Here is an 18,125-nt window from a genome sequence, read left to right on the forward strand (position 1 = left end):
CAACTGTTAATTTTAGACCTGATCCACAAAGATCGCAAGGGGCGAAGCCGTTGAAAAACAGGAAAAAATGAGCTACCATTAAAAAAATGAAAGGAGGAGAAAAATGGGGAATGCAATAAACAACAAGGATCAGCAGATTGATTATTTGAAGAACAGACTGGATATGTTTATGAACGTGATTGATTCATTAGACCCTGAATCAACAGACGTTGAAGATATAGACCGCCTCATCAGCATGCTTGACGATCTTGAAGCCAAATATGAACGATTCAAAAAAGATTGGGAATAACCGGGGCGGACGCCGCGGTTTTTTTATGCCAAAAAACGGCTGTACGGACATACAGACCTGGAAAGAAAGCAATGGTATAAAACAAAGCGCTCTACTGCAAAATAAGAAAAACTGCAGAAGGAGCGCTGACCATGAAATGGATTTGTTCTGTATGCTGCATTGCCGCTTTGCTCACAGGCGGAGTGAGCGGTGCAAAAGCAGTATCAAACGAACCGGTAAACTGGGGATTTAAACGAAGTGTCAATCACATGCCGGCTGACGCGGGCAAACAACTGAACAGTCTGATCAAAAAATATGACGCGTTTTACTTAGGAAACACTAAAGAAAAGACGATCTATTTAACATTCGATAACGGTTACGAAAACGGTTATACGCCGAAAGTACTCGATGTCCTGAAGAAGCATCACGTGACTGGAACCTTTTTTGTGACGGGACATTTTGTTAAAGATCAGCCGGAACTCATCAAACGCATGTCTGATGAAGGCCATATTATCGGCAATCATTCTTTTCATCACCCTGATCTGACAACCAAAACGGCCGATGAAATTCAGGATGAACTGGATTCGGTGAAGGAAGAAGTGTATAAGATTACCGGGAAACAGGACAATCTTTATTTGCGTCCGCCGCGCGGCGTGTTCAGCGAATATGTGCTTCAGGAAGCAAAACGGCTCGGGTATCAAACGGTGTTTTGGTCAGTTGCGTTTGTGGACTGGAAAATCAATCATCAGAAGGGAAAACAATATGCCTACGACCATATGATGAAGCAGGCGCATCCCGGGGCGATTTATCTTCTCCATACCGTCTCAAAAGACAATTCAGAAGCGCTTGATGATGCGATCACTGACTTGAAGAAAAAAGGGTATACGTTTAAAAGCATTGACGATCTGATGTTTGAAAAAGAAATGCGCTTGCCCAAGTTTTAAATGCCGATGAAGCCTCTCCCGCACATTAAAGGGAGAGGCTTCTGTCTGATAGCGCGTTATTTTTGTTTTGACAAGAGCTCAACGCTTTTTATGAGAGCGGCCCAGTCCAAATCTCCCCAGCCTTTGTCTATCCCGCTTTCAAAATGAGTTTTTGCAAGCTCGGCTGTCGGGAGCTTGGCGGAGACCTGTTTGGCCGCGGTGAGCGCAAGGTTTGTATCTTTTAATCCTAATTTCAGTTTAAAGCCTGCGGGATCAAATGTCTGCTCGGCCATAATGGTCCCGTAATTCTGATACACCGGAGAGCCAAAAAGCGCGTTTGTGATTTCTAAAAATTGTTTTTGCTCCAATCCGTACTTTTCCACCATGACAAAAGCTTCTGATAAAGCCTCCAGCATGGAAACAAGCAAAAAGTTGTTCCCGATTTTGGCGACATTGGCTGTGCGGCTTTCTTCGCCGACGTCAAACAATTGCTGGCCTAAGCTTTCAAGAAGCGGCTTCGCTCTTTTCTTTGCTTCCGCAGGACCGGCAACGATGATGCGAAGTGCGGCTTTCTCTGCGGCATCGGGCCGGCCGAGTACAGGCGCCGCGAGAAAGAACTGGCCCTTCTCACTATGAGCTGACGACAGTTGTTGGGAACATTCGGTACTGATCGTGCTCATGGAAATGTGAATTCCGTTTTCTGATAAGCCTTCTAAAATTCCGTCGACTCCGAAGGTTACGGCGCTGACAGCCTCGTCATCAGCAAGCATTGTCAGCACGATGTCTGCTGTCTCCGCTGCTTGGCGCGGCGTATCTGCTGTGTGCGCTCCTTTTGATATCAGTTCTTCCGCTTTTTGTTTCGTTCTGTTGTACACGATCAATTCATAGCCCGCTTGTATGACATTTTCGGCGATGGGGCGGCCCATGTTGCCGAGACCGATGATTGCAATTTTCATTTGTATCACTCCACTATAGGTTTTTTCACATTATATATTTAATGGGAAGTGACAGCATTAAAATTGCCTGAGCATGACTCTGCTCATTCTGTATGATTCGTAACGGTCAACTTCATGTCAGCAGAATCGCCTTCCATCTGTATATCTTTTTTTGAAATCCCGGTAAATCGGATGTTTAGATTCGTTTTAGAGCGGGGACTGAGGGTAAAGGTTTTTGCTTTTATTTTGACATCCTGGGGTTTTATCATTTCTTTATCAAAATAAGGCTGAATCGCTACTTCGGTATCCTGTTTTCCGTAGTGATTGATTCGAAGAGTACATGTAATATGCACTTTCTTTTGTTCTATTCTATTGTGGCAATAGCTGCGCGGCTGAATGTATTCGACAGCGCTGCTGCCCTCAGCCGGCCTTTTAATGAAAAAAACAATATGTTCAGATAAGGGCTGAAAAGCGGCAGCGGCTGTAAAACTGAGTAATAACAATGTAAAGCCCGCCGCGGGAAGCTTTTTTACAAAATGAAACGAACTCCAAACCCAGCCGGTCAAAAACAAAACCAAGCCGCAAACCGCGCTAACATGCGAGCCTTTTTTCGGCCAATCTGAAAGGCCGGCCAGCTGAAAAACAAGATCGCCAAGAGTTGTGCCATTGTAAAGGGGGATGGAAGTGAGCAATCCGAACATCATCAGACAGAGGGCAATTACCCCTCTATAGGAAACCATACGTGTCATCCTCTCCAGAGGCTTTTTAATTACCATTATAAGGATGAGGATAAAAAAAGAACAGCCTAAAGCCGTTCTTTACTTAAATATTTTGAACCATCCTTTATGTATAAACCAAATCATCATTCCGACAACTACGGCTCCCATTACACCAAGCACGCCAACATATCCGTATTTCCAGTGAAGTTCGGGCATGTTGTCAAAGTTCATGCCGTAAACGCCGGCGATAAACGTGAGCGGGATAAAAATCGTCGACACGATAGTTAATGTCATCATGATGGCGTTCATCCGGTTTGAATTCATCGTCACATAGCTGTCTCTTAAATCAGACGTCATGTCGCGGTTCGACTCGACAAGCTCCGACAGCTTTAACAAGTGATCGTAAATGTCGCTGAAATATGCTTTTGTTTCGCGCTGGTCTTTCACATGATCAAGGCTTAAAATCCGATACAGCAAGTCACGCATCGGAATAATGGTCCGTCTGAGGTGCAGAAGATCTGTCCTCAGGTCAAACACCTCGCTCATCAGCGTGCCGTATGTTTTATGGCTGCGGCTGTCTTCAATCTCATTCAGACGGTCTTCAATTTTATAAAGCACAGGGAAATACTCATCCACAAGCTGGTCTATCACCATGTATGAAATATGCCCGGGGCCCTTCTTTAAAATGTCCGGTGAAGCATAAACACGCTCTCTCACTTTGGCAATTCCATGTGATTCATGCAAATGAAAGGTAACGACATAGTTTTCGCCATGAAAGATATCAACCTCTTCTGTTTCCAGCGTATCCTGATTCAACGCATGCAGCACATAAAAGCGATAGCCGTCATAATGATCAAGCTTCGGCCGCTGCATATGCTGGAAGCAATCTTCAATCGCCAGGGGATGAAAATGAAAAAAATCCCTCAATAATGCGGTTTCTGTTTCCTCAGGCCCGAAAAAATCAACCCAATACCATGCAATATCCGGCTGCTCAACCCGTTCGATCGGTATATTTTTCAGAAGCTGATGCTTTGTTGTGATTGCGGTAATGTTGATCATAAACAACCCTCCGATTGCCATTATATCATGCGGTGTTTTCGAGAAAAGTATACGTGTTTTCAATCCGGTTCCCGGGACGTGTTATACTGAACAAAAAAGTGGAAAAAGGGTTGATCACATGTGGAAGGAAAAGGTTTCAGTTACACCGCCGTACCATTTTGATCGTGTGTTGGACAGATTGTCGTTAGATCCGCTGAATGCGGTTGATATCAAAGCGCGGAACGTTCGTGTGCCGATCAGGAACCGGGCCGGAGACGTGTGTATTGTGAAGGTGCAAGCGTTAGGCCATGCAGACGAACCTGAGTTTCTTGTCAGCGGGGAAACGGATCAGGAAGATATGATGATGGAAATCAAGCGAATTTTTCAATGGGAGAATGATCTTCGGCACGTACTCGATCATTTCTCGAAAACGAATCTATCCGCTATTTTTGAAGAGCATGCGGGCACGCCGCTTGTGCTGGATTACAGTGTGTACAATTGTATCATGAAGTGCATCGTCCACCAGCAGCTTAATCTATCCTTCGCCTACACATTAACGGAACGGTTTGTCCATACGTTCGGCGAGCAGAAGGACGGCGTGTGGTGCTATCCGAAGCCTGAAACGATTGCGGCGCTGGATTACCAAGACTTACGCGAGCTCCAGTTCAGTATGAGAAAAGCGGAATATGCAATTGATACATCAAGAATGATCGCAGAAGGAATACTCGATTTATCAGAGCTGGCGCAATTGACCGATGAAGAAATTATGAAAAAACTGATCAAAATCAGAGGCATCGGACCATGGACCGTGCAAAACGTCCTCATGTTCGGACTTGGGCGCCCTAATTTATTCCCGCTTGCTGATATCGGACTCCAAAACGCAATCAAACGCCATTTTGCTCTCGATGATAAACCGGCGAAAGATGTCATGTTGGCCATGAGCAAGGAGTGGGAGCCGTATTTAAGCTATGCGTCGTTGTATTTATGGAGGAGTATTGAATGAAAAACGGCTGCCTTTTTGGCAGCCGCAGCTGGAGGTTAATCTAGCTTCACTGTGATGTTTTGGCCTGAATCGGCACTTTTAACAGGGAAAAATGTAATTTTTAATTGATGGAGATCTTCCGCTTTTCCACTGTATACAGCTCCTATCACACCTTCGTTTTCTGTATGCGGTGCGAAAACATGATCATTGCCTTTTAGTATATTATTATCAGCAATTGTCAGCTTTTGTCCGTTATCTGTTTCTACAGATTCGATACCTTGCCAATCAATTTGTGTGTCTCCTGTATTCTCAGCTTTATAAGTGATCTGAATGTATCGAAGCGGTTCAGTCACTTTTTGATCTGTCATTCTTTTAAAGAGTTTCAGCTGGAAGGGACTGATATTTGTACGTGACAGCAATTTTACTTGGTCGACAGTAATCGTTAAAGGATTCATTACTGTCTGTTTCTGGACATCAGCAATTTTGTCTAATGTAACAATTTCTCCATTGTCCTCGGTGGATGTTTCACCGGGCTTGGAAAGAATTTTATGCCCGCTGTCTTGGCTTGAATCACCTGTTTCATTGTCGGAATCCATCGGCTTATCACTTTCCTGAACCAGCTGATTCTTAAGATCAACAAATCGAATTGTCGGCTCGCTGCCGTCGTAGTAAGATGAATGCGTATACAAAGCGCGAAGAAACTGATCAAAGACAATCGCCAATAGACCATTTTCCATGGATTTTCCGTCTGAATTATTAAAGGTGACAACGACTGTATTGTTCTTTTTCACATCCGCTTCTTTAATCACTTTTTCTCCATTGGAATTGGCTTCTGTCATTTTTTCAATAGCGCCGTTGAAATCCTTTTTGGAAATGTGGATTTTTTTCCATTCTTCTTTTGTAATGCTGTTAAAACCCTTTTTCAGCAAATCTAAGTTTTTGCTTTCGTCTACTTCTTTTGTTTCTGCTTTAGCAGAGCTTTCGCTGCTGTTTCCGCAGCCTGCCGCGCTGAACATCAATCCCAATGCACAGACAGCAATTAGAAATTTCCTCATCGAATCCCTCTTTTATCAAATAGTATACTTAAGGTGTATCGGTTAACTTATTGATTTATTGAGTAAATTTGGAAAAGTATTTGAAAAATATGAAGGATTTCCGGTATGCGTGTTATACTAAAGAGATGTGATAGAACACAATATCACTTTCTGTAACTTGCAGAAAGCTTTATATAGAAACGGAGAGAACAACGTGAACCAACAAAACAAAAAGGCGCCCGTCGAACTGAAAGTCGGACAAACCTTTCCGCTGACCATTAAGCGTCTCGGCATTAACGGGGAAGGCGTCGGCTACTTTAAGAAAAAGGTCGTTTTTGTCCCCGGCGCACTGCCTGGTGAAGAGGTTGTGGTCCAAGCGACGAACGTTCAGCCTAAGTTTTCGGAGGGACGGGTTAAAAAGATTCGCAAGCCTTCGGAGCATCGGGTCACACCGCCTTGTCCGGTATACGAGCAATGCGGCGGCTGCCAGCTTCAGCACCTTGCTTACACACAACAGCTTAGGGAAAAACGCGATATCGTGATCCAGTCTCTTGAACGACATACGAAATTTAAAGTTGAAGACATGAATATTAAAGAAACAATCGGAATGGACAATCCGTGGAATTACCGTAACAAAAGCCAATTCCAGATCGGACGCTCACAAAGCGGCAGCATCATCGCCGGTTTATACGGGATGGATTCCCATAACATCGTGCCGATCAAGGACTGTAAAGTTCAGCATCCGGCCACAAACAAAACAACAGGCATCGTCCGCCGGATTTTGGAGGACTTCAATGTATCTGTTTATAATGAACGGAAACGAAAAGGCGACGTCCGCACCATCGTGACAAGAGTCGGTTTTGAAACAGGCGAAGTACAGGTTGTGCTGATTACGTCCAAAGAAACGCTTCCCCATAAGGAAGAAATCGTCCAAGCCATCCAAAAGCGCCTGCCGGAAGTTAAATCGATCATTCAGAATGTGAACGGAGCAAAAACATCTGTTATTTTCGGAGACAAAACAAAAGCACTTGCCGGAAACACGGTGATCCAAGAAGTGCTGGGCGATGTTTCATTTGAATTGAGCGCCCGCGCCTTCTTCCAGCTCAACCCGGAGCAGACCGTCAAGCTGTATGACGAAGTGAAAAAGGCAGCTCAATTGACAGGGAAAGAAAAAGTCGTTGACGCCTATTGCGGCGTCGGTACCATCGGCATGTGGGTGGCGGACGGAGCGAAGGAAGTCCGCGGCATGGACGTCATCAAGGAATCTATTGATGATGCGAAGAAAAACGCCAAAAAACATGGCATGACAAACGCTGCTTATGTGACAGGAACAGCCGAGCACTGGCTCCCGAAATGGACGAAAGAAGGTTTCCGCCCGGACGTCGTTATCGTAGATCCGCCAAGAACCGGCTGCGACGGAACATTCTTAGACACGATCAAAAAAGTAAAACCGAAACGCTTTGTATACGTATCCTGTAACCCATCAACATTAGCGAAAGATTTGCAGACATTGTCGAAGGATTACCGAGTGGAGTATATTCAGCCTGTGGATATGTTTCCGCAGACAGCTCATGTCGAAGCGGTTGCGCAGCTTGTATTGAAATCGTCTAACTAAAATAAACATCTTCCAGTAAAAATAAACGATTCCTAATCAGGTCTGGATTTCGGTAGAATTAACATTGCCGATTTCCGGGTCTTTTTCATGCACAGCCCATCCAAGCTATTGTAAGAAAATTTGCAGGAACATACACTGAAACTTGAATAATGTACCTAACCCTATGACTCAAACTGCTTTTCTAGTCGGTTTCCTTTGTCACTTTTTATATGTTATTAGTAAAGATTTAAATGTTCAAAATTTACTATCGTTTGATAAGAAGTGCTTAAGCATGCTATAAGTGTAAAAGCAGCATGGTCAGCTTTTTAATTTTGGGATAAAGGTTTGGGTTGGTATCCCATAATGAAAGGATTTGAATGGAATGACGATAGATAATTTCTGGCGTGAATTACCACGGCCTTTTTTTGTACTGGCACCAATGGAAGATGTGACGGATGTTGTGTTTCGCCATGTAGTAAGTGAAGCAGGAAGACCTGATGTGTTCTTTACGGAATTTACAAACTCGGAGAGCTATTGTCACCCGGATGGGAAGGATAGTGTGCGCGGCCGTTTGACTTTTACAGAGGATGAACAGCCAATGGTGGCTCATATATGGGGAGATAAACCTGAAAACTTCCGGCAAATGAGTATTGGGATGGCGGAACTGGGGTTTAAGGGTCTAGATATCAATATGGGCTGTCCTGTGCCTAATGTGGCAGGCAATGGAAAGGGAAGCGGCCTTATTTGTCGTCCTGAAGTTGCAGCAGAATTAATACAAGCTGCAAAAGCAGGGGGATTGCCTGTAAGTGTGAAGACAAGGCTTGGTTACACAGATGTAGACGAATGGCGCGATTGGCTGACACACGTATTGAAACAGGACATTGCGAACCTTTCCATTCATCTGCGTACAAGAGCCGAAATGAGCAAAGTGGATGCGCATTGGGAACTCATCCCGGAGATTAAGAAACTCCGTGACGAGGTGGCACCAGATACTCTTTTGACGATCAATGGGGATATTCCTGACCGCCAAACTGGCTTGAAACTCGCTCAACAATACGGTGTTGATGGGATTATGATTGGGCGCGGTATTTTTACAAATCCATTTGCCTTTGAAAAGGAGCCGAAAGAGCATAGCAGTAAGGAATTGCTTGATCTCTTAAGGCTGCACCTGGATCTCCATGATAAATATTCAAAATTAGAAGCCCGACCGTATAAGCCTCTTCCTCGCTTTTTCAAGATTTATCTCCGTGGATTCCGCGGGGCAAGTGAATTAAGAAATCAATGCATGAACACAAAGTCAACGGATGAAGTGCGGGCATTGCTCGATGACTTTGAGAGAAAGTATCTTGATGGGGTGGAGCAACAGTAGAAGTATCCTAATTCTTTGTTCAACTATGTCTAACTAAATAAACATCTCCCAGTAAAAATAAACAACTCCTAATAAGACCTGGATTTTGGTAAAATAAATAATTCCGATTTCCGGGTCTTTTTCATGCGCAGCCCTTGTCCTAGGTGTTCTTTCTCGAATTTCTCTTCGTTTTCTTTTCGGAGATCTTTATATTAGGAGATCTTTATATTAAATGAAGAAAAGAGGTGAAAAGGGGCGAAAAACGGTCGATTTTGAACCGAAAAAGTGAAAATGGGGGTTTTAATATAGACGCGCTCCCAATTACAGAAAGCGCAGATACGGACTATGTTCCGTTTGCCAAGGGCTTCCGTCTACCGTGAAGTGTCCAGCTGCTGGAGCGGGCGGTAAATAAACTGCTGAAGGAGAGAAGGGGAGACCTCTCTTTTTTTATTTAGACATGCAGGAAAAATAAAATAATGATACATTGATAGGAAATACCTTATCAAGGGGAGAAAAAAATGAAACGACTATGCATCATTCCCTGCGGCAAGAAAAAAATTTGGGATGCCCATCCTAATGCCGGGCCGACGAGGGCGGAGGACGCTTATCTCAGCCCGTTTCATCAGGCGTGCGAGCGGTACGCGAAAGCTTTTTTTGACGAGTGGGTCATTTTGTCGGCAAAGCACGGATTCCTGCGTCCTGATGACATCGTCCCGAACAACTACGATGTGGCATTCGGGAGCGGTCATCTAGAGATTATAACAACGGAGGAGTTAAGCCGCCAATTTCGTGAAAAGGGTTTTCTCGAAAAAGAAGAGCTCGTCATGCTCGGCGGGAAAAAATATCGTAAAGTCCTTAACAGGGTCGTCGGAGATCATCAGCACATCAACTGGCCGCTGACACCGTACAAAGGCATTGGCTACATGCTTCAGGCACTGAACAGGGCGGTTGAAGAAAAACAAGAACTATAAAATGTACATATCCGGAAAAGAGTGTAAAAATGAAAAATTGTGTTTGGCTTCCTTGCCATTACGATATTTGGGAGCGGATGGCGGAAACCGTTAGAAAAACACTTAATGAAAAGGGGTATACATACTCAAACGGCACGATACGATAGATTGCATGCAGAAGGATGGGGACGGCGGCCTCGGTTATGTGAAATATTCAATTGATTTTGCTCCCGAAAACGCCATTCAGACAAAAGATGCAGAGGTATTAGGAAGTTGAAAAGATTTCCGAGGAAATAAATATGTCGATCGACGTCAAAAGACCGGGCATCTGCCCGGTCTATTTTATTTAGAATAAAACGAGACACATGGTTTCATATCGAGACAAAATGAGACACTTGTCTCAAACTGTCTCCTAGTATGAACATAGAAGGCTGGTTTTACGGGCCTCCAAAGGCTGGCACACTTCTTGCATTTATTATCGTGAACCCTAAATAGAAGGAGGCACACACAATGGAACTGTTAAAACGAGAAGGCTTGTCATTAACTGAGGAAAAAGCGCTGTGGATGTACCAAAAGATGCTGGAAATCAGGGGCTTTGAGGACAAAGTGCATGAACTGTTCGCAGAGGGAGTGCTTCCCGGATTCGTCCATTTGTATGCTGGTGAAGAAGCGGTAGCTGTAGGCGTGTGCGCTCACTTAGATGATGGCGACAGCATTACAAGCACACACAGAGGGCATGGCCATTGTATCGCCAAGGGCTGTGATCTGAACGGCATGATGGCTGAAATTTTCGGGAAAGCGACTGGGCTTTGTAAAGGCAAAGGCGGGTCGATGCATATTGCTGATCTCGATAAAGGCATGTTGGGGGCAAATGGAATCGTCGGGGGCGGGTTTACGCTCGCATGCGGGTCAGCGCTCACGGCTAAATATAAACAGACTAAAAATGTAAGCGTTTGCTTTTTCGGAGACGGAGCAAATAACCAAGGAACCTTCCATGAAGGCCTCAACTTAGCGGCTGTATGGAACCTTCCAGTTGTGTTTATTGCTGAAAACAACGGCTACGGCGAAGCCACGCCATTTGAGTACGCGTCAGCCTGTGATTCAATTGCTGATCGGGCAGCTGCCTATAACATGCCGGGAGTAACCGTGGACGGAAAAGATATTTTAGCAGTTTATCAGGCAGCAGAGGAAGCGATTGAACGAGCAAGAAACGGCGGGGGCCCGTCTTTAATTGAATGCATGACCTACAGAAACTACGGCCATTTCGAAGGAGATGCCCAAACTTATAAAACAAAGGATGAAAGAGCTGAGCACCTTGAAGAAAAGGACGCCATTCAAGGCTTTAAAAACTATCTGTTAAAAGAGACGGATGAAAAAAAACTGGCAGACATTGAACAAAGCGTGAATGAATCGATTGAAAAAGCAGTCTCCTTCAGCCAAGACAGCCCATATCCGAAAGAGTCAGAGCTGCTGACAGATGTATATGTCTCATATGAAAAAGGAGGAATGTAAGATGGCAAGAGTCATAAGCATGTCAGACGCGATCAACGAGGCGATGAAACTTGCGATGAGAAGGGACGAAAATGTACTGTTGATCGGTGAAGATGTAGCCGGAGGAGCGGCAGTTGATCATTTGCAGGACGACGAAGCATGGGGCGGCGTATTAGGCGTCACCAAAGGGCTCGTTCAGGAATTTGGACGGAGCAGGGTACTGGATACGCCCATTTCTGAAGCGGGCTATATGGGCGCCGCTATGGCTGCGGCATCAACAGGGCTGAGACCGATTGCGGAGCTGATGTTTAACGACTTCATCGGCACGTGCTTTGACCAGGTTATCAACCAAGGGGCAAAATTCCGCTATATGTTCGGCGGAAAAGCGCAAGTGCCAATTACCGTCCGCACCACATACGGAGCGGGTTTCCGGGCTGCGGCACAGCACTCCCAGGCGCTGTACGGCCTTTTCACAAGCATTCCGGGGCTGAAGACGGTTGTTCCGTCGAATCCGTATGATGCCAAAGGCCTGCTGCTTACGGCGATCGAAGACAACGACCCTGTGTTCTTTTTTGAAGACAAAACGTCCTACAACATGAAATGCGAAGTGCCGGAAGACTATTATACAATCCCCCTCGGAAAGGCAGACATCAAACGCGAAGGCAGCGACATTACGCTGTTTGCGATCGGCAAGCAGGTCAATACCGCACTCGAAGCGGCAGCACAATTATCAAAAAAAGGCATTGAAGCCGAGGTACTCGATCCCCGCAGTCTGTCTCCTCTGGATGAGGACGCGATTTTCACATCGTTAGAAAAAACAAACCGGCTGATCATCATTGACGAAGCCAACCCGCGATGCAGCATAGCGACAGATATAGCCGCGATTGTGGCCGACAAAGGCTTTGATCTGCTAGATGCGCCGATTAAGCGGATTACAGCGCCGCACACACCTGTGCCGTTTTCGCCAGTGCTTGAAGATCAATATTTGCCTACACCACACAAAATTGTCAGCGTCACGCTTGAGTTGCTTGGCGAGCCGGCAGTGAATTAAAGGGGGGGACACATATGGCGGTCAAAGTAGTGATGCCAAAGTTGGGAATGGCCATGAAACAAGGAGAAGTATCGATCTGGAACAAAAAAGTGGGAGATCCGGTTGAAAAAGGAGAAAGCATTGCCAGCATTCAGTCGGAGAAAATTGAAATGGAAATTGAAGCGCCAGAAAAGGGCACGCTGATTGATATTAAGGTGAAAGAAGGGGAAGAGGTTCCGCCCGGTACGGCCATCTGCTACATCGGGGATGCCGATGAATCGGTGCAGGAAGAAACGGAAGAGCCAGCCGCTGAAGCAAGCAGGCAAGCAGATCCCCAGCCTCCTAAACATGAAAACAAACCCGCAAACACTAAAAAAGATAGACTGAAAATCTCTCCAGTCGCCAGAAAAATAGCGGAAAAAGCAGGGTTAGACCTGAAAAATCTGAAGGGCACGGGACCGGGCGGACGAATCGTGAAGGATGATGTCACAAAGGCGCTTTCTGAACAAAAAAGAGAACAGGCTGAGCCAGTTTCCGACCAAAAGGCGCAGGAAACGCCGGTTACAGGCATGAGAAAAGTGATCGCGTCCAGAATGCAGGAAAGCTTGGCAAACAGCGCCCAGCTGACGATTACAATGAAGGCTGATATCACTAAGCTGGCAGCGCTTCAAAAACAGCTTTCGCCGACAGCAGAGGAACGGCACGGCATGAAATTAACGATGACTCATTTTGTCTCAAGAGCTGCGGTGCTCGCTCTCCAATCACATCCTATGCTGAACAGCTTCTACAAAAATGAGCGCATTATCACACATCCTCATGTTCATCTTGGAATGGCTGTTGCTCTTGAAAAAGGGTTGGTTGTGCCTGTGATCCGCCATGCTGAAAAGAAATCGCTGATTGAACTGGCTCAATCCATCTCAGAAAATGCAAAAAAAGCACGCGAGGGACGGGCGGGAAGCGAAGAACTGCAAGGCTCAACCTTCTCCATTACAAACCTGGGCGCTTTTGGAGTGGAGTATTTCACGCCGATATTAAATCCGCCGGAAACAGGCATTCTCGGCATCGGAGCAAGCTATGACACGCCGGTGTATCTAGGGGAGGAAATTGTCAGAAGCACGATCCTGCCGCTCAGCCTGACATTTGATCACAGAGTCTGTGACGGCGCTCCGGCCGCTGCCTTTCTGAAGGCGATTAAAACATATTTGGAAGAACCGGCAGCATTAATTTTATAGGAAAAGCAGGTGAAAACGACATGACACTAGCCATTATCGGAGGGGGACCGGCAGGCTATGCCGCTGCAGTCTCCGCGGCACAGCAAGGGAAAAAGGTGCTGCTCATTGACAAAGGCTCACTTGGAGGAACCTGTCTGAATGAAGGTTGCATTCCGACGAAGTCTTTGTTAGAAAGCGCAAACGTACTTGATAAAATCAAACATGCCGGGCGCTTCGGAATTGAACTTCCGCCTGGTGCAATCTCGGTTGATTGGAACAAGATGCAGAGCCGGAAACAGCAGGTTGTCAGCCAGCTTGTCCAAGGTGTACAGTACTTAATGAAGAAAAATCAAATACAAGTCGTAAAGGGAGAGGCTTCCTTTCTTTCTGACAAGAAGCTCTTGATCAAAGGGGAGAACGGAAAAGAAATCAGAGAGGCTGACCAAATATTGATTGCTTCCGGATCAGAGCCGATCGAGCTGCCCTTCGCCCCGTTTGACGGCGAATGGGTGATCGACAGCAAAGACGCCCTCAACCTCTCTGAAATTCCCGCTTCGCTTGTGATTGTCGGCGGCGGTGTGATCGGCTGTGAGTACGCCGGATTGTTCGCGAGACTTGGATCGAAGGTGACGATTATTGAAACAGGCGGCCAGCTAATCCCGGCAGAGGACGAGGATATCGCCCGTCTCTTTCTGGAAAAGCTCGAGGAAGACGGAGTTGAAGTTCATACCTCCTCCCGGTTAGAGCGTGTTGATCAAGCAGCCAAAACGGCGATATGGAAAAGCGGACAGCGTGAGTTTAAGACAAAGACCGATTATGTGCTGGTGGCGGTCGGAAGAAAACCTCGTCTGGATGGTTTGCAGCTTGAACAGGCGGGAATAGATTTTTCCCAAAAAGGTATTCCCGTAAATGAGCAGATGCAGACCAATGTGCCTCATATTTACGCATGCGGAGACGCGATCGGTGGCATTCAGCTGGCTCATGCCGCTTTCCATGAAGGGGTCATCGCTGCTTCACACGCTTCAGGACGGGACGTCAAAATGAACGAAAAAAATGTGCCCCGATGTATTTATACATCCCCGGAAATTGCTTGTATCGGATTGACGGAAAAACAGGCGAGAAACGTTTACGGAGATGTACAGATTGGTGAATTTCCTTTTTCCGCAAACGGGAAGGCGCTCATCAAACACCAAGCAGAAGGAAAGGTCAAGATCGTGGCGGAGCCGGAGTTCGGTGAAATCGTCGGAGTCTCAATGATCGGACCGGATGTGACCGAGCTCATCGGCCAGGCGGCTGCCATCATGAACGGAGAAATGACGGCGGATATGGCAGAGCATTTTATCGCGGCTCATCCGACGCTCTCGGAAACGCTGCACGAAGCATTGTTAAGCACAATTGGGCTTGCGGTGCATGCATAATAAAAAAGCTGGCGAATCCGCCGGCTTTTTTTGTTGAAAGCGCTTTATTTTTCCCCTACAATAGATGAAAACGGCGTGTAAGGGAGGAACGATCAAGGAATGAATTCGATCCCGAACGATTTGCAAACCTGGAAACGTTTTGTGAAGGACGGCGTGCTGGACGAATCTCGAATAAGAAAAAGGATAGCCGAGTCTTGGCATCGCTGCAGAAAGGCTGAGGTTAACCCCTATTTAGAAAAAGGTCCGAAGGTTTTGCAGCAAACGGAACTGGATCAGCAGTCAAACAAACATTCATTCTTTTTTTCGACCACAATGCCTTACCTGGAAAAACTGCTGCCCGCAATAAAAGAAATGGAAATGATGGCGCTATTAATTGATGCGGACGGCGTGGTGCTGGCGCTTGACGGCCATCACCGCGCGCTGCATGAAGCCAAACGCATTAACTTTGTCGAAGGCGCGTGCTGGACGGAAACGGCGGTTGGCACCAATGCAATCGGCACGGCGCTTCACATTAGCGAGCCGGTTGTCATTCAAGGGTCAGAGCATTATTCTGTCGCCTCCCATCGCTGGAATTGCTCAGCAGCTCCGATTCATTATGAGGACGGCAGTCTTGCGGGGGTGATTGATATCTCTTGCCCGGCAGCGCACGCATACCCCAGTATGCTAGGCATTGCCGCGGCGATTGCCTATGCCGCAGAAAGAGAATTGGCAGCCAAAAGCAGGGAGAAAGAGCTTGAACTGCTCAGCCGCTTTGCTGATAGGGCAGCGTCCCGTGTGCCGATCGTGCTTTGCAATGCCAAACAGCACATCATCGGCGCGAGCCTACCGATACAAACGTCAATACCGGATTGGCAAGGCCGGCATCTTTATGAGTTGAAGGAAAGGGGTTTTACGATCGAAAAAGCGGTCACCATGGGGGATAGCGGCACTTGTTTTTATTTATCGGAACAAAAGAAAAAGCCAGCCTTTCGATTTAATGGAGTCCTCGGACAAAGCAGGCAATCGCAAACCATGCTCAAAAGCCTCGAACGAGCGGCCTCAGCTGATGCGACAGTTTGTCTGTCGGGCGAAACCGGCACGGGGAAGGAAGTAGCGGCCCGCGCGCTTCATGAAAACAGCGACCGTAAGCACGGACCGTTTGTAGCCTTGAATTGCGGAGCGATCCCGTCGGATTTAATCGAAAGCGAGCTGTTCGGCTATGCAGAAGGCGCTTTTACGGGAGCGAAACGAAATGGCTACAAAGGCGCCTTCCAAAAAGCGAATCATGGCACCTTATTTCTAGATGAAATCGGAGAGATTTCCCACTCGATGCAGGTAGCGCTTTTACGGGTGCTTCAGGAACGCAAGATTACACCGATCGGCGGAACAAAAGAAATCCCGATTGATATCAGAGTTGTAACTGCCACACACTGTGACTTGCGTAAGCTTGTCGAAAGCGGGAAACTGCGGGAGGATTTGTTTTACCGTCTTCATGTGTTTCCGATTCGGCTTCCTCCTTTACGAGAGCGACCCGAAGATATTCCCGCTCTCTTTGCCTGCTTTAAAGAAAAAAACAAGTGGAATGCAGAGCTTCCCCAAGAATTTCTGGAAACCTTGAAATTGATGGAGTGGCCCGGAAATATCCGCGAGCTGTTTAATGTATTTGAACGTCTTTCGATCATCTTTCCGGACGGCCGATTGAAAAGCCGCTCGCTCCCATCATTGCTTCAAGCGGCAGGACTCCCGACAAATCACGAGCAGGCAGAGAAGGACAGCGCCGCTTCACTTACACTCCGTGAACATATCCAAAAAAACATTATCATCAGCGCTTTGGAATCTACAAATGGAAACGTATCAAAAGCTGCTGAGATGACAGGCATTCCGCGCAGCACATTTTATAAACGGCTTAAGAAATTCAAGGTGTCGCCATAGAATATTTTCATGTGTTCAAGGAAACGTTACCTTTATATTGAAAAAGGAGGCTGGAACATTGAACACACAGCGAGCAAAAGAAATTGCTGAGTCCGCCGAAATGGCGAATGTCACATATAATGGAGTTCCGATCTATATTCAGCATGTAGATGAAGACCACGGAATGGCGAGAATCTTTCCGCTGGATGAGCCCCAGAAGGAACACGAGGTTTTGTTAACCAATTTAAAAGAACATTAATTGTCAGACGGCAAAAACCGGTTCTGCTAATACTAGCAGACCGGTCTTTGTAAAAAACTATCCTCTCGGAGCAAAAAGCATGACGCCGACTCCGAAGAGACAGATCAATGCCCCCGCCCAGTCATACAGATCAGGCGTTTTTCGATCAATAAGCCAGCCCCACAGCACGGCCAGCACGATAAATACGCCTCCGTAAGCGGCATATACACGGCCAAATGAAGGGAACGTCTGAAACGTCGGAAGAACGCCGTAGACAATGAGAATCAGCGCCCCGGCAACCCCATATCCAACAGGTTTTGTCTCCCTAAGCCACAGCCAAATCAAATACCCGCCGCCAATCTCCGCTGCCCCGGCTGCGAGAAACAAAAGAATCGACAAAAGCATTTTGCAGCACTCCTAGTTACCAGTGATCGTTATTTCTTATTATATAGTAACAAGCAGTTATGACGAGAGGCGAGAAGAAATCACAGTTTCGGGTTATTTTCAAATTCTTTTAAATACACATTTCTCTGGACTTCAGTAAACTGGCTGATCCAATTGGTTTGCGCTTCATTGTTCATATGGGGCAGTATGTATCGCTCAACGGCTTCGAAAAACAAAGGGTTAGGAATGATGTTCCAAGTAGGAATTTGAATCATCTTATTTTCAACTGTTTGAATCATGATATCTTCTAAAAAAATCCCCTTTACACTGTTCTTATGTCGATTCATTTCAATCTTCTTAATGTCTTTGAATTCTACGGTGTGTTTATCAGTAAATATTTCACCAGTTTCTCCTGTTTTCAATCGAAAGATCACATTTCCCCGCTTTGTAAATGCCGGAAACAAGATGATAAATAGATACAAACAAAACAAACTGAATATCAATCCGGCAGGTATTGCTATCAAATAATATTTCGTCTGAAAGGTAATTCCCATATAAAAGAGCCATAAACAAGCTAAGCCCATACCGCCAGAGGCGGCAAATGCCCAGATTCTAAAGAACATTCTGCTTCTGACTTCAATGATTTCACTATTTTTCAATGATCTTCTCCTT

Annotated in this window: 18 protein-coding genes and 1 pseudogene; 13 read left to right on the forward strand and 6 right to left on the reverse strand. The window is 46.1% G+C overall.

Annotation, left to right across the window (positions count from 1 at the left end; all coding sequences use genetic code 11):
- Positions 1-103: 103 nt before the first annotated feature.
- Positions 104-289 carry an SE1561 family protein gene (locus AAHT65_RS11185; protein WP_004430493.1) on the forward strand — a complete coding sequence of 62 codons (186 nt, stop codon included), beginning with the start codon at positions 104-106 and terminating at the stop codon, positions 287-289.
- 131 nt (positions 290-420) lie between these two features.
- A complete protein-coding gene (gene pdaA, locus AAHT65_RS11190; RefSeq protein ID WP_258728821.1) occupies positions 421-1,212 on the forward strand; it encodes a delta-lactam-biosynthetic de-N-acetylase in 792 nt (263 codons plus the stop codon).
- A gap of 56 nt (positions 1,213-1,268) precedes the next feature.
- Here pdaA and AAHT65_RS11195 read toward each other — a convergent pair whose 3' ends face one another.
- From AAHT65_RS11195 to corA, 3 genes are all read right to left on the reverse strand, one after another.
- A complete protein-coding gene (locus AAHT65_RS11195) occupies positions 1,269-2,147 on the reverse strand; it encodes an NAD(P)-dependent oxidoreductase (protein ID WP_343310245.1) in 879 nt (292 codons plus the stop codon).
- Between the two features lie 83 nt (positions 2,148-2,230).
- Positions 2,231-2,866: a hypothetical protein gene (locus AAHT65_RS11200; RefSeq protein ID WP_088116740.1), complete on the reverse strand. Its 636-nt coding sequence runs from the start codon at positions 2,864-2,866 to the stop codon at positions 2,231-2,233.
- 78 nt (positions 2,867-2,944) lie between these two features.
- Positions 2,945-3,904 (reverse strand): magnesium/cobalt transporter CorA, encoded by a 960-nt coding sequence (corA, locus tag AAHT65_RS11205; RefSeq protein WP_094231639.1) that lies wholly within the window; start codon positions 3,902-3,904, stop codon positions 2,945-2,947.
- Between the two features lie 118 nt (positions 3,905-4,022).
- Between corA and AAHT65_RS11210 the strand changes: the two genes are divergently transcribed.
- Positions 4,023-4,886, forward strand: a complete 864-nt coding sequence (locus AAHT65_RS11210; RefSeq protein WP_327854342.1) for a DNA-3-methyladenine glycosylase — start codon at positions 4,023-4,025, stop codon at positions 4,884-4,886.
- Between the two features lie 35 nt (positions 4,887-4,921).
- Here AAHT65_RS11210 and AAHT65_RS11215 read toward each other — a convergent pair whose 3' ends face one another.
- A complete protein-coding gene (locus AAHT65_RS11215; protein ID WP_343310246.1) occupies positions 4,922-5,920 on the reverse strand; it encodes a hypothetical protein in 999 nt (332 codons plus the stop codon).
- Positions 5,921-6,113: 193 nt separating this feature from the next.
- Here AAHT65_RS11215 and rlmD point away from each other — a divergent pair, with 193 nt between their 5' ends.
- The 10 genes and pseudogenes from rlmD (at position 6,114) to AAHT65_RS11265 (ending at position 17,090) form a co-directional block, all read left to right on the forward strand.
- A complete protein-coding gene (rlmD, locus tag AAHT65_RS11220; RefSeq protein ID WP_063638897.1) occupies positions 6,114-7,514 on the forward strand; it encodes a 23S rRNA (uracil(1939)-C(5))-methyltransferase RlmD in 1,401 nt (466 codons plus the stop codon).
- Between the two features lie 361 nt (positions 7,515-7,875).
- The gene (locus AAHT65_RS11225; RefSeq protein ID WP_088116743.1) at positions 7,876-8,862 is read left to right on the forward strand and encodes a tRNA dihydrouridine synthase; all 987 of its coding nucleotides are present in this window, start codon (positions 7,876-7,878) and stop codon (positions 8,860-8,862) included.
- A 497-nt stretch (positions 8,863-9,359) separates the two neighbouring features.
- Positions 9,360-9,812, forward strand: a complete 453-nt coding sequence (locus AAHT65_RS11230) for a DUF6884 domain-containing protein (RefSeq protein WP_150224953.1) — start codon at positions 9,360-9,362, stop codon at positions 9,810-9,812.
- 74 nt (positions 9,813-9,886) lie between these two features.
- Positions 9,887-10,068, forward strand: a pseudogene (locus AAHT65_RS11235) (hypothetical protein); the annotation flags it as partial.
- 233 nt (positions 10,069-10,301) lie between these two features.
- On the forward strand, positions 10,302-11,303 hold the full coding sequence (gene acoA / locus AAHT65_RS11240; protein WP_088116745.1) for an acetoin:2,6-dichlorophenolindophenol oxidoreductase subunit alpha: 1,002 nt from the start codon (positions 10,302-10,304) through the stop codon (positions 11,301-11,303).
- A gap of 1 nt (position 11,304) precedes the next feature.
- Positions 11,305-12,333, forward strand: coding sequence for an acetoin:2,6-dichlorophenolindophenol oxidoreductase subunit beta (acoB, locus tag AAHT65_RS11245; RefSeq protein WP_343310247.1), 1,029 nt, complete (start codon positions 11,305-11,307; stop codon positions 12,331-12,333).
- A gap of 14 nt (positions 12,334-12,347) precedes the next feature.
- Positions 12,348-13,544 carry a dihydrolipoamide acetyltransferase family protein gene (locus tag AAHT65_RS11250; RefSeq protein ID WP_088116747.1) on the forward strand — a complete coding sequence of 399 codons (1,197 nt, stop codon included), beginning with the start codon at positions 12,348-12,350 and terminating at the stop codon, positions 13,542-13,544.
- A gap of 20 nt (positions 13,545-13,564) precedes the next feature.
- Positions 13,565-14,941, forward strand: a complete 1,377-nt coding sequence (gene lpdA, locus AAHT65_RS11255; RefSeq protein WP_343310248.1) for a dihydrolipoyl dehydrogenase — start codon at positions 13,565-13,567, stop codon at positions 14,939-14,941.
- 99 nt (positions 14,942-15,040) lie between these two features.
- A complete protein-coding gene (locus tag AAHT65_RS11260) occupies positions 15,041-16,852 on the forward strand; it encodes a sigma-54-dependent Fis family transcriptional regulator (RefSeq protein ID WP_343310249.1) in 1,812 nt (603 codons plus the stop codon).
- 58 nt (positions 16,853-16,910) lie between these two features.
- Complete coding sequence (locus AAHT65_RS11265) at positions 16,911-17,090, forward strand: small acid-soluble spore protein H (protein ID WP_004430527.1); 180 nt, start codon at positions 16,911-16,913, stop codon at positions 17,088-17,090.
- Positions 17,091-17,147: 57 nt separating this feature from the next.
- On the opposite strand, the gene AAHT65_RS11270 is transcribed toward AAHT65_RS11265, so the two are convergent.
- Both AAHT65_RS11270 and AAHT65_RS11275 read right to left on the reverse strand, forming a co-directional pair.
- A complete protein-coding gene (locus tag AAHT65_RS11270; protein WP_010787974.1) occupies positions 17,148-17,474 on the reverse strand; it encodes a YnfA family protein in 327 nt (108 codons plus the stop codon).
- 80 nt (positions 17,475-17,554) lie between these two features.
- The gene (locus AAHT65_RS11275; protein ID WP_151291087.1) at positions 17,555-18,112 is read right to left on the reverse strand and encodes a YfjD family protein; all 558 of its coding nucleotides are present in this window, start codon (positions 18,110-18,112) and stop codon (positions 17,555-17,557) included.
- Positions 18,113-18,125: the final 13 nt, after the last annotated feature.

It is taken from the genome of Bacillus atrophaeus, assembly GCF_039519175.1.
Classification (GTDB): Bacteria; Bacillota; Bacilli; order Bacillales; family Bacillaceae; genus Bacillus; species Bacillus atrophaeus.

What these genes read in the sequence shown, in the direction of transcription:
- AAHT65_RS11225 (WP_088116743.1), top strand. Translation starts at nt 7,876, where the DNA reads ATGACGATAGATAATTTCTGGCGTGAATTACCACGGCCTTTTTTTGTA.
- AAHT65_RS11210 (WP_327854342.1), top strand. Translation starts at nt 4,023, where the DNA reads ATGTGGAAGGAAAAGGTTTCAGTTACACCGCCGTACCATTTTGATCGT.
- AAHT65_RS11270 (WP_010787974.1), bottom strand. Translation starts at nt 17,474, where the DNA reads ATGCTTTTGTCGATTCTTTTGTTTCTCGCAGCCGGGGCAGCGGAGATT.
- AAHT65_RS11215 (WP_343310246.1), bottom strand. Translation starts at nt 5,920, where the DNA reads ATGAGGAAATTTCTAATTGCTGTCTGTGCATTGGGATTGATGTTCAGC.
- pdaA (WP_258728821.1), top strand. Translation starts at nt 421, where the DNA reads ATGAAATGGATTTGTTCTGTATGCTGCATTGCCGCTTTGCTCACAGGC.
- acoB (WP_343310247.1), top strand. Translation starts at nt 11,305, where the DNA reads ATGGCAAGAGTCATAAGCATGTCAGACGCGATCAACGAGGCGATGAAA.
- AAHT65_RS11260 (WP_343310249.1), top strand. Translation starts at nt 15,041, where the DNA reads ATGAATTCGATCCCGAACGATTTGCAAACCTGGAAACGTTTTGTGAAG.
- AAHT65_RS11200 (WP_088116740.1), bottom strand. Translation starts at nt 2,866, where the DNA reads ATGGTTTCCTATAGAGGGGTAATTGCCCTCTGTCTGATGATGTTCGGA.
- acoA (WP_088116745.1), top strand. Translation starts at nt 10,302, where the DNA reads ATGGAACTGTTAAAACGAGAAGGCTTGTCATTAACTGAGGAAAAAGCG.
- AAHT65_RS11250 (WP_088116747.1), top strand. Translation starts at nt 12,348, where the DNA reads ATGGCGGTCAAAGTAGTGATGCCAAAGTTGGGAATGGCCATGAAACAA.
- AAHT65_RS11195 (WP_343310245.1), bottom strand. Translation starts at nt 2,147, where the DNA reads ATGAAAATTGCAATCATCGGTCTCGGCAACATGGGCCGCCCCATCGCC.
- lpdA (WP_343310248.1), top strand. Translation starts at nt 13,565, where the DNA reads ATGACACTAGCCATTATCGGAGGGGGACCGGCAGGCTATGCCGCTGCA.
- corA (WP_094231639.1), bottom strand. Translation starts at nt 3,904, where the DNA reads ATGATCAACATTACCGCAATCACAACAAAGCATCAGCTTCTGAAAAAT.
- AAHT65_RS11185 (WP_004430493.1), top strand. Translation starts at nt 104, where the DNA reads ATGGGGAATGCAATAAACAACAAGGATCAGCAGATTGATTATTTGAAG.
- AAHT65_RS11230 (WP_150224953.1), top strand. Translation starts at nt 9,360, where the DNA reads ATGAAACGACTATGCATCATTCCCTGCGGCAAGAAAAAAATTTGGGAT.